The organism is Allorhodopirellula solitaria, from assembly GCF_007859855.1.
In the GTDB taxonomy this organism is placed as follows: domain Bacteria; phylum Planctomycetota; class Planctomycetia; order Pirellulales; family Pirellulaceae; genus Rhodopirellula; species Rhodopirellula solitaria.
The window spans coordinates 291,636-304,068 of record NZ_SJPK01000005.1; the positions used below are offsets into that span (position 1 = coordinate 291,636).

The window sequence follows — 12,433 nt, forward strand, 5'->3', positions numbered from 1 at the left end:
CAACAATTCTCTTCGAGGTCACCGAACAATGAAGATTTCCGCACTGGTCCTGTCCACCACTCTGCTCGGTCTGTCGGCAGCGAATGCCCAGGACAAATCTCAAACGCCTGCAGAGCCTCCTCCCTACGTCGCAAACCCGTTTGAGCTGCACGTCCCCAATTATGATGCACCAGGCTCCATGGGCATGGGGATGGACATGGGCATGGGAATGGATATGGGAATGGGAATGGACAGCGGAATGAACATGGAGATGGGAGCTGCGTACGGAAGTGCTGGCATGGGCGCGTTGGGGGGCCCATCGGGCAAGGACTTGTTTCGCAAGCGGTTGCGGGTGGCCATCTCACGGATTAGCGAATCCGAAGATGCTGCCGAGAAAGAAGCTTTGTTGAAATACACTCAAACGGCTTTGCAGGAACAGTACGACGAGATGATCGCTCGCCGCACCAAAGATTTGAATCGGCTCCAAGAGCGTCTCGCGAAACTCGAAGCCGATTTGCAGAAGCGGGCTGCTGCCAAGGACCGTGTGGTCAAGTTGCAGATGCAATCGGTCATCCTCGCCGCCGAAGGGCTGCTCGACCTGAATAGTCTGCAACCGGCATCGGGTATGGGTGCCGGGGAGATGGGGGATTCAATGGGCTACGAGATCCACTGAATCGACCGCCCCGGCGGCAGGCAGCTGCGTTGACCTACGGCCGACGGGCATTCTGCTTGGCCCGCAGCAACCGCTCGCTGTAGCTAAGCTCTTCCGCGGGTGGCTCGTTCTCGCGCTCTGCAGGTGTCTCGTCGACGGTGAACGACCGCTTGCCCGCGTGCGCTTGTGATTTAGCCTGCCGCAGTGCGTCGAGCCGGTCGACGCTTGCGGCGACTCCATCGCTTTGACTCGGCGACGGCGATACGAACTGTTTGAGCCAACCGAAACGGGGTGCGATGCGGCGGACCATCACGTCGAGAAAAAACAAGCAACAGGCGAGCAATACCAACATCGGCCATGCGTCTCGAATGGAGCCGATAGCCGCCAAGCCACTGCGATACGGATTCAATTCTATGATGCCCCCGACGTCGGCTCCCGCGAGTCTCACGACTTCACCACTGGACGCTTCGTCCGTTTCAGATTTCGCAACTCGATCCATCAGCGGTACATTGGTCTGGCGGGCCCGGTACTCCTTGCTGGCTGATACAGTCACGGCTGTCGTCAGCGGCGCCGACGAGGCATCGGGAACGACTTGAATGAAGTAGTTCCCCGCTTGATCGGCTGAGAACGTGCCTGAGTAGCGCCCCGGTGACGATTGGCTGAGGGACAGCCCGACCGGTTCGAGATCGGGGCCGAGTACGGATGCGGCGGGCTCGAGAAAGTTCAAAAAGCGATCTTCGGCATCGAGCGCGTTGACGACCACCTCGACGTCACCATCGCGGACAATTGTCGCGAGTGAGAACTGGCCCGTGTCGCCCGCCGGGCGCATCAACCAGCGGACGAGTTGGCTCATCAGTTTGGAATCGCCCGACCACGCATTCCAATCATGGGCCCATCGCTGTCCACCGTCGGTGGTAAGAACGGCCGATCGACCGAGCCCGTACTGCCAAACGGCGAGAATGGGATGGCTCATCTCTTGAGGGCCGGGGGCCGCGATCAGTGATTGAGCCAGCGGGCTGTCCTTCATCGTCGTCATCACGTAGCCGTGGATCGGTGGCGGCGTATCGATACCGGCGAGTAACTCATGCGAGTAGGTGATTTGCGGCTGCACGCCAGGCCCACTCTCAAAAATCAGCGGGCGTGAGACACGGCGTGATTCCCGCATCACGATCTGGGGAATCGCCTTAGGCGAAATCACATGATAGAGCTTGCCACCTCCCGAATTGGCGATCCGCCGCAACAAATTCACGTCCGCGCCCTGTCCGATCGCGACCGAGGTGACGGTAATACCCGCATCCTTCATCTGCTGGACCAATTCCAAGAATGCGCCTGGGCTGGTCTGCCCGTCGGTCAGCACAATCATGTGCTTGACGGCTGCATCGGCGCGGACGAGATCCGCATAGGCTTGTCGCATCGCAGGATACATATCCGTTCCGCCGCCCGGACGAATACGACCGATCATGGGCAGCATATGGGAACGCTGGCCAATCTTCTGCATCGGGATGACTTCGTGTGCGGCGGAGTCAAACGAAATCACGCCGAGCGAATCGTTGGGGCCGAGCATCATCACGGCAGCCCGCGCGGCTGCCTTGCAGAGCAACATCTTTTCGCCGTCCATCGACCCCGAACTATCAATGACCAGGGAGAGAGCGCCTACCGCGTTGACCTTGGAGTTCTTGATCTCAAAATCCACTGGCATGGCGGTTTCGATCTCGGTCCCTGTCCAACCACCTGCGCCGAGCGAGTCGGGACCTCCGATCATCAGCAAGCCCGCCCCGAGTTGTTGGGTGTTGCGAACGAGAAGTGAGATTTGATCGTCTGTGAACTGCGAAATCGTGCTGGCCGAATCCCCGCTCACCCGCGGCACGTTGGCCAGGATGACGGCATCGTAGGCCTGCAGTTCAGCCAGCGACGTGAAGGTCGCATCGCTGGGTTGGACAGTGACTTCGATCGCCTCATCGCGAAGCATGTCAACGAACTGGGACCAATCCTCCGACGCCTTAGCGGGCTCGATCAACAGCACACGACTCTTGCCACGCACGTTCACAAATGTGCTCGAACGATTGTTCTGATCGCGAGTGTCGCTCGACGCGGTATCGGCAATGAACTGGGCCGCGTACGTGTAGGGCGCAGGCCGTGTGATCGTGTGCTGCAGTGGGAAGACGTTCTTGCCAGGGGTGACCTCCACGGTTTGCTCGGCCAACAACTCCTCCTCGCCATTGAAGGTCCGCGTGATGCGAAGCCGTCCTTTCACGATGCCCTGTTTTTCTCCGCCGGGTTGGCCGGAGTCGACCGTCCCTGCGGGCCCGTCGGACTCCGACAGGTCTGGATCGCTCTGCCCAATGCTCTCGACGACCACGCGCGCTTCGAGTGGTTGCCCGGTGCGAATTTCGGTGGGCATGTCGATCCGCTCGACAATCACATCGGCGCCCGCGTGGGGCGGGACAGCGACGAAGTCGATGCCGATACCCGAGGCGATAATGGGGGACGCGACGGTTTCGACGTGGCCCTGAGTCTCGTTGCCGTCGGTGAACACGACGATCCGCCGCCGGGTGTCCGTCGGCATCGATGCTGCCGCCAGCGTCAGGGCTTGCTCCAAATTGGTCGCATCGGTCCGGATTTCGACTTGGCCCCGGCCCGATCCGCTCGGCAAGTCATCGTGGAAGGGAGGGATCTCGATCGACGCATCTGCACCAAACAGAATCACGCCCGCGAGGTCTTCTCGCGAGGCGCTGCGATGCTCAGCGGCGTTGCGACGCGCGTACTCATACAACCGATCGCGCTGATCCGATTGGATGCTGTCGGATTGATCGAGCACGTACATCACCGAGACACGATCGGTCGTCCACGCCAAGCGTGTGCCCGCGATCGCGAGCACCACCGCACCGATCACGGCCGCGCGCAAGAGAATCGCTACAAGACAACGCAGGCGACCGAGACTCTGTAGACGGCGATAACCATAGACAGCCACCAGCGGCAGCAGGACTAGCAGCCACAAGTATTCCGGAGCGTCGAAGGTCAATTGCATGCCGAGAACATCACTGAGTGACTTGTTCGTACCCGGCGGGCACCGAATAGCGATCGCTAAAGGTGTGCACACGGCGGGTTGGTTTCCCTTCGACCGTGACGAGCGGCAGCCCCGCCTCGACCCAACCGAGAATACTGTCCTGATAGTTTTTTACCTTCACGCCCTCGCCAGCGAGCTTCTGAGCATACTTCTTGCTACGCCCTCCGCTGAGACAGTAGGCGATCGCCGTGCGGCCTTGATACTTCTTCGCGTTCTTTTCATATTCCGCTTTGGTGATCGATCCAGGGATGACCGACACTTGGATTTCGGCATCGCTACGCACATCGACCACGACGAAATCCGATGCCGGCGGGGTCTCTCCGGCCGCTTTCGCTTTCTCCGCTGCCTGTTTCTGCTCGCTTAGCATCTGCTGCAGGTCGCTCGTCTGAATCGTTTCGATCGCAGGCCCGCTACTGAATAATCTGCTGAACTGAGCGGATGCAAGTTGGGACGAAATCGCGCTGAGAAGAAGCAAGGCGAGGAACGTAAATGTTCGATTCATGACGAGGCGGAGTTCTTAGTGGGTTGGATTTGGAGCGGTATCGGTTGGCCCCAATATAACGCAGTGGGGCACCGATGTGCTGAGAAATCCGGTCGCCCTACATCGACTCTCGCCGCGCGGGATCGCGAGAACAACCTCTCGTAACCTCCGACGGCGCCAAGGGCACCGAGGGCTGTTGAGACACCTACCAACCTGCCCCCTCAGGTGCTGGTCACTCGGGAAGCAACGTTTTGCCGATCGTTCAGCGGGATTCCAGCGGAGTGACGTTGCGTTCGGTGTGGCCGGTGTAGATCTGGCGGGGCCGGTTGATGCGGAACCCAGGGCTGTTGTGCATTTCACGCCAGTGAGCGATCCAGCCGGGGAGGCGTCCGATCGCGAAGAGCACTGTGAACATCTGGACGGGAATGCCGAGGGCTCGATAGATGACGCCGGAATAGAAGTCGACGTTCGGATAGAGCTTCCGCTCGATAAAGTACTCGTCTTTGAGAGCAACTTCCTGGAGTTGTTGAGCAACTTCGAACAAGGGGTCGTCGAGGTTGAGTTTGTCCAACAACTTGTCGCAGCAGGCGCGAATGATGGTCGCCCGCGGGTCGAAGTTTTTGTAGACGCGGTGGCCGAACCCCATCAGGCGGAACGGGTTGTCTTTGTCTTTGGCCATGTCGACGTACTTCTTGACGTCGCCGCCGTCGCGTGCGATTTGTTCGAGCATGTTCACACAGGCTTCATTGGCACCGCCGTGCAGAGGTCCCCAGAGGGCACTGATGCCGGCGGAAATGGATGCGAACAGGTTCGCATTGCTGCTGCCGACCATCCGCACGGTGGACGTGCTGCAGTTCTGTTCGTGATCGGCGTGAACGATCAGGAGCAGGTTCAACGCTTCGGCAAAATCGGGGTCGAGCTCGTACTCCTCGGTGGGAGTCGCGAACATCATGTGCAGGAAGTTCTCGGTGTAATCCAGGCTGTTCTTGGGATACATGAACGGCTGGCCGATCGATTTCTTGTAGCTGTAGGCCGCGATCGTGGGGAGTTTTGCCAACAGCCGATAGATGGAGATCTCGACTTGACGGTCATCGTCGAGGTCGAGGGAGTCTTGGTAGAACGTCGAGAGGGCGCCGACGACACTGGCCAAGATTGCCATCGGGTGGGCGTCCCGAGGGAAACCGTTGTAGAACGATTTCATGTCCTGGTGGAGCATCGTGTGCTCGCGAATGCCTGCTCGAAAAGTTTCAATCTCTTTGGCATTGGGCAACTCGCCGTAGATCAGCAAGAACGCCGTTTCAATGAAATCGCAGCTTGCAGCGAGTTTTTCGATCGGATAACCACGGTATCGCAAGACGCCTTTCTCGCCATCGAGGAAAGTGATCGCGCTGCGGGTGCTGCCCGTGTTCACGAAACCTTCATCGAGTGTGATCGCGCCGGTTTCAGCGCGGAGCCGACTGATATCGAGCGCCCGCTCGCCCTCGGACCCTTCGATCAAAGGAAGATCACAGCTCTGGTCGCCCATCTGGACTCGAACCGTGTCAAGTTGTTCTATCTCAAAACCGTCTGAGGACTTCATAATGGTTACGATTCAGGTGGAGTCATGGTGAGCAAAAAGAACATGGGCAAAAATGGAGGTGCGACCCACTTTCGCCGACGACGTTGATAGTGTAGCCCTGTGCGGGATGCGCGACAATCAGCGGACCATTTTTCCCTCGCCCGCAAAACACTTTTGGCAATCGATTCTGCGCTGCCATCGGTCGGATTCGATTTATCGGTAAACATGGTAAGATCGGGGTGAACCCCGATTTCTTGGCTCCAGAGGATGACGACGTTTGCGTGCACACATCATGGTCGTTGAGGACGAGCAGCACCTCGGCATTGGCATCAAGTACAACCTCGAAGCCGAAGGCTACCGTGTTTCGTTAGTCGAGGACGGGCCGGCAGCGCTCAAACTGGTTGACGTGGCCCCTCACAGTATCGATTTGATCGTTCTCGACCTGATGCTGCCGGGGATGAGTGGATACACGGTCTGCCAGAAAATTCGTGAGGCCGGATTGGGGCTGCCTGTATTGATGCTGTCTGCCCGGACACTGCCAGAGGACCGCACCCGTGGCTTTGATGTGGGCGCGAACCAATACATGAGCAAGCCCTTCGAACTCGACGAGTTACTCAGTCGCGTGAAAAACTTGCTGCAGATCTCGCGTCACGCTGGACCGGCGCCAGCGAATGGATCGAACCCCACCGACAGCAAGCCCGTGGCGGCCAGTTCCCAAGCAGTCGACTTCATCGAGTTTGGCAAAGTCTCAGTCGATTTCCGCACGCACCAGGTGCGCGTCGACGACAAGCCGGTGCGAATGACACCCAAGGAACTTCGTCTGCTGAGATATTTCGTCGAGAATCCCGAACGCGTGATTAGCCGCGCCGAATTACTGGTCCAGGTTTGGGAGGTGCCGGGGAATGTTCAGACGCGAGCGGTCGATCAGTTTATCGCGAGGCTGCGCAAGGTGATCGAACCCTCGACGGCCGAGCCTGTGCATCTGCTGACGCTGCGTGATGCGGGCTATCGGTTTGTGATCGACCCGGAGAAAGAAAAGTAAGCCAAAGGCGATTTCGAGTCCCGAAATCCCCCATCAACCTCGATCTCCCTCTCAGTCTCAAAACACTTCCGGTGACCCTTCTTCACTCTGGCCCCTGAACTCTCTATTCTAAGGTCGCCGAGCTGATCCTGCGCAAAAACTTCTCCCTCGCACCCATCCGACACCCGTGGCCGAACTCACACGCTCTCAATCGTTCTTCATTCGTCACGAATTCGGGATTCGGCGACTGCACTCGCTCTTAGGCATTGTGCCGCTCGGGCTGTATATGTGCATTCACCTGGTCACCAACGCTAGTTTGATGGGTGGAGCGGCACCGTTCCAGCATGCCGTTTTCTGGATTCACTCGCTCGGCCCAGCGCTCCCGATCCTCGAATGGGGCGGGATTTTCCTGCCGCTGCTGTTCCATGCAATCATCGGCGTGTGGATTATCCGGACCGGGAAATCCAACACCAGCCAGTATTCTTTCACGTCGAACAAGCGTTATAAGTGGCAGCGGTGGACGGGTCTGATCGCGTTTGTATTCCTCATGTTTCACGTCTTGCACCTACACGGTTGGTTTCACATCACGCCGTGGTTGGCAGTGATGCAACCGCTCGGGTTCGCGCAGTTCTATCCGTACAACGCGGCTTCCTCGCTCGCGGCAGCCATGGACCAGTGGATCTGGGGTTTTTGGCCCGCATTTTACCTGGTCGGTGTAATGGCAACGGTCTACCACCTTGCTAACGGGTTATGGACGGCTGGGATCACGTGGGGACTATGGACCTCCGCGACCGCGATGCAACGTGCCACCAAGGTCTGCACGGTGTTCGGCGTGTTGCTCGGCATGGTCGCGCTCACTGCCTGGTGGGCTGCCGTCTCGATGGGACCTGCGGACATCGCCGCAGCCCGCGAGAAGGAGCAGGAGATGTACGATGCCGCCGTCGCCACGGGACTGGCCTTTGACGACCCGCACAAACGTGCCGGCAATGACCATGCCGAACCGTTGAGCGAAGTCGATGTCGAGGCTGTTATCATCGAAGAAACCATCGTAGTCGAACCCGACTCGCAGTAACTTCTTTTCCCCTCCCTCATCCCTATTTTAATTGTCCTCCTGGTTCCGTCCGGACACGAAGGTTTTTCAACATGGCAGCGTCCAATCAACCCGCCCGTGTAGTCGTCATCGGTGGCGGTCTCGCCGGACTCGCATCGACGATGAAACTCGCCGAACTCGGCGCAACGGTCGACCTGATCAGCCTCACGCCGGTCAAGCGTTCGCACAGTGTTTGCGCCCAGGGCGGGATCAATAGCTGCAACGATCAGACCCGCCAACTCGGTGATGCCGAGTGGAACCACCTCGACGATACCGTCTACGGTGGCGATTTCCTGAACCATCAACCGCCTGTCAAAGAGATGGCGATGTGGGCGCCGAAGGTCATCGAGCTGATGGACCGCCTCGGCGTGCCGTTCAACCGCACCGAAGAGGGTTTCATTGACCGCCGTCGGTTCGGGGGGACGCTCTTCAAACGAACTGCTTTCGCCGGTGCTACCACGGGCCAACAACTGCTCTACGCGCTCGACGAACAGGTCCGTCGCTGTGAGAGCGAGGGCTCGGTGCGTAAGTTCGAGTTCTGGGATTTCCTGGGACCGATTCAAGATGAAACCGGACGCTGCCGCGGAGCGGTCGCTCAAAATCTGACGACGATGGAAATCCGAGCCTTCCCTGCCGACGCGGTCGTGGTCGCCACGGGCGGTTGCGGACTGATTTACGGCCGCAGCACGATGAGTGTGTTCTGCACCGGCAGCGCGGCCAGCCGTTGTTTCCAAGCCGGGGCGAAGTACGGCAATGCGGAGTTCATCCAGGTGCACCCCACCGCTATTCCCGGTGCCGATAAGCTGCGATTGATGAGCGAGTCAGCCCGTGGCGAGGGCGGCCGTGTGTGGGTTCCCCGCAAGGCCCACGACCCGCGTGAACCGAAACAGATCCCGGATTCCGAACGCTACTACTTCTTAGAAGAACGCTATCCCGAATACGGCAATCTCGTGCCGCGTGACATCGCCACCCGCGAGATTTTCGATATCTGTGTCAACGAGGGACTCAGTGTCGAATCCGACCGGATGTGCGTGTACCTGGATCTCACCCACATCCCCCGCCATGAACTCGACCGGAAGCTCGGCGGGATTCTCGAAATCTACGAGAAGTTCCAGGGCGTCGACCCGCGTGACGAGCCGATGAAAATTTTCCCCGCGGTGCACTACAGCATGGGCGGATTGTGGGCAGACTACGTCAAGAGTGCCGACGGTGGGCTCGAGGCCGGCGCGCCTCGCAACCACATGACCAACATCGAAGGCCTCTATGCGATGGGCGAGTGTGACTACCACTACCATGGCGCCAATCGACTCGGCGCAAACTCGCTGCTGTCGTGCATCTTCACCGGTCTGTTCACGGGCTCGTCGATCGTCAACTACGCGGCCTCTCAAACCTCCGGTGCCGATGACGTTCCAGAATCTCTCTTAGCCAGCGCCGTCCAGGCCCAGCAGGAGCGACACGATCATCTGCTGCACGGCAACAAAGACAGCGACGAGAACCCGTACTTGATCCACCAGGAACTCGGCGACTTAATGACCCGCGTCGCGACAGTGGTTCGCAAAAACGATCAGCTGTCCGAAGCCATGGGGAAGATCGACGAACTGCATGAGCGGGCCATGCGTGTCAACCTCGCCGACACAGGTGCCTGGACCAATCAGAACGTCGTCTTTGCTAAAGCGCTCCAAGACATGTTTCCGGTCGCCAAAGCGCTGCTCAAGGGCGCCCTCCAACGCGACGAATGCCGCGGGGCCCACTTCAAACCGGATTTCATTAAACCGCCGCTGACGTCGGAAGATCCCACCGAACGCCGGCGGCAAGCCGAAGCCTGGTGTGACGCTTTCCAGGCTAATAATGAGAAATACCTCAAGAGCACGATCGCGACCTGGAACGCTGAAACCAACCAGCCCGATCTGACGTATGAAGATGTCGACACTTCGCTCATCCCGCCACGTCCGAGACTCTACGGGCTCGTTGGTGCCGAGGCGATCGAGGAGGTCTGGAACGAGCGAGCCGCCGCGACGGCCGCCGACGATGACACCAATCGCTACGCCGATTCGCACTGACCCACTCCTTGAAATACCTCTCCCTCATTCTTTTTGCCGCTTAACGAGTCTTGTCAACGATGACCGCGCCGGAAACCTCGATTAAGAACCGTCCCCAGTTCATCAACGTTCGTGTCCTCCGCCAGGACGAACCGGGGGCCAAGTCCTATTGGGAGCTGCACAAGATCAAATACGAGCGTGAGATGAACGTCATCAGCGTTCTGCAGCGGATTGCGGCTCAGGCCACCACCGTCGACGGCAAGAAAGTGACGCCGGTGGCCTGGGATTGCGGATGCCTCGAAGAGGTCTGCGGATCCTGTACGATGGTGATCAATGGCCGAGTTCGGCAGAGCTGCAGCGCGTTGGTGGACCGATTGCTGGCGGACAACCCTGACGAAATCGTACTCGAACCGATGACCAAGTTCCCCGTGGTTCGCGACCTGATGGTCGATCGCGCGAGACTCTTCCGAAGCCTCAAACGTATCCAGGGCTGGGTCCCCGTGGACAGCTATTACAACCTTGGCCCCGGTGAGCGGATCCCGCGGGAAGACCAAGAACGCAACTATCCACTGAGCCAGTGCATGAGCTGTGGCTGCTGCCTCGATGCTTGCCCGCAATACCAGAAGATCGAACTGACCCAGAACGAAGGTGAGAGCGACGAGGAATTCGAGCAGCGTCAGAACGCTGAGTTTGACGAGGCCTTCATCGGCGCAGCCGCTATTTCGCAAGCCATGCTGTTTAACAATCATCCGACCGGCAAGGCTCTCGCCGCCGAACGTCTCGAGGCGCTATCGGGACCGGGAGGCATCACGACCTGCGGAAACGCGCAGAACTGTGTCGCGGTGTGCCCGAAGGAGATTCCATTGACGCGGTCGATCGCCCGCACCGGGCGAGCCACCACGCTGCATGCGATCAAAAAGTGGTTTGAGCGGTAGACGCTACCGCGGCTCTTCCCGCTGGGTGTCCTGCACCCACCGGTTTCTCGACGCCCAAGGCATTTTTAGAAAATAGCCGGTAATGATCGGCTGCCTGCATCGGCTGCTGAAGACCTACCTCGCCGCTTCGATCGCTTCATCAAAGTTCAGTTCCAGTTCGAGCTGGGTGTCGCGGTCGTCAAAGCCGAGTTCTCGGTGCAGAAGACTGGGCTGGATGTCGGTGCTGTTGTGGTACTTTTGATCGCTGCAGGGTTCGCACTGCCCGATGAGCTCGTGATACGAGATCTGGCATACCTGCATCCCGGGATAGATTCGCACCGGTTGAATGCAGTGCATTTCAAGTGTCCACGTGCCACAGTAGCCTGCTTGGCCCAACGATCCGCCGGGATTGAGAATCAGCCCGAGCCGCCCTAGCGACGAGCGGGCATGAAGCATCGGCACCACGTGATGAGTCTGCGTCTGCTCGACCGTGCGACCGAGATACAGGACACCCGGATGCAGGTTCAGTCCCTCGGGAGGAATCTCGATGCGTCGAAACCGATTCGGGCTGGCAGCATCGAGCACCACTTCCTCGTAGACGAGCAACTCGTGGTAGAGCGAAAGGTTGTAACTGTTCGCGTTGAGCCGCTCAGGATCGAACGGTTCGATCAACAGATCCTTGCCCATCCGAGCAACGATTTCTTGGCTGGATAGAATCATGCGGAAGGCCCATCGGATACAAGTGGCTGGCGGAGGCTGGCGATGAACATGTAATTTAACCCGTTTGCGTGCGCGTGTTCGGATATAATAGACGATCGATTGTCATTTTTGTTGAGGTCCCTCCGTCGTTGGGGATCGAGCTCCCGAGAGGATCCAAATTGAATCCGTTTTCTGATGTGACCGAGCTACCAGAGGATTTTGACGGAAACGTACGGCTCTTTCCGCTCCCCGGGTTGGTGATGTTCCCGCATGCCATGCAACCTCTGCACATTTTCGAGCCGCGCTACGTCGAAATGCTGCGAGAATCGTTGGCGTCGGACCGATTGATCACTCTCGCCACCCTCGTCGAGCCCGTCGCCGCCCCGACGATCCCCGTCCCTGAGGTCGCGCCGATCGTCTGTGTTGGCAAAATCATCTCGCACGCTGAACTCGAAGGAGACCGTCACAATATCCTAATGGTCGGTGTGCGCCGAGCCAAAATTCGCCGTGAGCTGGAGACGACCCAGTCATTTCGAACGGCTCATGTCGATCTCATCAACGATTTCTACGTGCCGGCGGCGACGGAGAAACGCGGTGCTCTGAAACGCCGCCTGTTGACCGCATTTGGAAAAATCATTCCTCCCAAAGCCGGTTCGCACCAGGCACTGCACGACCTGATGGCAGGGCAAATGGGCGTGGGCCCGATCACCGACATCATCGCCTACATGATGCCCTTCCCAACCACCGACAAGCTAACTCTGCTCGAAATGAACGACGTCGACGGCAGGGCTGAGCACCTCATCGAGTTGATCGACCGCAGTGATATCGACTTGCAATCGGTCGGCATGAGTGAGCAGGAAATCGGTCTCCAAGAAGAGTCGCCTCACCGACCCGATGACGATTCTTTCCCGCCCCCATTCAGCATGAACTGAG

General features: G+C 58.7%; 10 protein-coding genes. 6 read left to right on the top strand and 4 right to left on the bottom strand.

Going from position 1 to position 12,433, the window contains the following annotated elements:
• Positions 1–28: 28 nt before the first annotated feature.
• Entirely contained in the window at positions 29–652 is a 624-nt protein-coding gene (locus CA85_RS12415; protein WP_146391647.1) for a hypothetical protein, read from the top strand.
• A 34-nt stretch (positions 653–686) separates the two neighbouring features.
• Here CA85_RS12415 and CA85_RS12420 read toward each other — a convergent pair whose 3' ends face one another.
• The 3 genes from CA85_RS12420 to CA85_RS12430 form a co-directional block, all read right to left on the bottom strand.
• A complete protein-coding gene (locus CA85_RS12420) occupies positions 687–3,659 on the bottom strand; it encodes a VWA domain-containing protein (RefSeq protein ID WP_146391648.1) in 2,973 nt (990 codons plus the stop codon).
• A 10-nt stretch (positions 3,660–3,669) separates the two neighbouring features.
• Positions 3,670–4,200, bottom strand: a complete 531-nt coding sequence (locus CA85_RS12425) for a rhodanese-like domain-containing protein (RefSeq protein ID WP_146391649.1) — start codon at positions 4,198–4,200, stop codon at positions 3,670–3,672.
• 241 nt (positions 4,201–4,441) lie between these two features.
• Positions 4,442–5,758 carry a citrate synthase gene (locus tag CA85_RS12430; RefSeq protein ID WP_146391650.1) on the bottom strand — a complete coding sequence of 439 codons (1,317 nt, stop codon included), beginning with the start codon at positions 5,756–5,758 and terminating at the stop codon, positions 4,442–4,444.
• 256 nt (positions 5,759–6,014) lie between these two features.
• Here CA85_RS12430 and CA85_RS12435 point away from each other — a divergent pair, with 256 nt between their 5' ends.
• From CA85_RS12435 to sdhB, 4 genes are all read left to right on the top strand, one after another.
• The gene (locus tag CA85_RS12435) at positions 6,015–6,779 is read left to right on the top strand and encodes a response regulator transcription factor (protein ID WP_146391651.1); all 765 of its coding nucleotides are present in this window, start codon (positions 6,015–6,017) and stop codon (positions 6,777–6,779) included.
• Between the two features lie 166 nt (positions 6,780–6,945).
• Positions 6,946–7,830 (top strand): succinate dehydrogenase cytochrome b558 subunit, encoded by an 885-nt coding sequence (locus tag CA85_RS12440; protein WP_146391652.1) that lies wholly within the window; start codon positions 6,946–6,948, stop codon positions 7,828–7,830.
• A gap of 71 nt (positions 7,831–7,901) precedes the next feature.
• On the top strand, positions 7,902–9,908 hold the full coding sequence (sdhA, locus tag CA85_RS12445; protein ID WP_146391653.1) for a succinate dehydrogenase flavoprotein subunit: 2,007 nt from the start codon (positions 7,902–7,904) through the stop codon (positions 9,906–9,908).
• 59 nt (positions 9,909–9,967) lie between these two features.
• Entirely contained in the window at positions 9,968–10,822 is an 855-nt protein-coding gene (gene sdhB, locus CA85_RS12450; protein WP_146391654.1) for a succinate dehydrogenase iron-sulfur subunit, read from the top strand.
• Between the two features lie 114 nt (positions 10,823–10,936).
• Here the strand turns inward: sdhB and CA85_RS12455 are convergent, their stop codons facing one another.
• Positions 10,937–11,521: a dCTP deaminase gene (locus CA85_RS12455; RefSeq protein ID WP_146391655.1), complete on the bottom strand. Its 585-nt coding sequence runs from the start codon at positions 11,519–11,521 to the stop codon at positions 10,937–10,939.
• A gap of 158 nt (positions 11,522–11,679) precedes the next feature.
• Here CA85_RS12455 and CA85_RS12460 point away from each other — a divergent pair, with 158 nt between their 5' ends.
• Entirely contained in the window at positions 11,680–12,432 is a 753-nt protein-coding gene (locus tag CA85_RS12460; protein ID WP_246112738.1) for an LON peptidase substrate-binding domain-containing protein, read from the top strand.
• Position 12,433 lies beyond the last annotated feature (1 nt).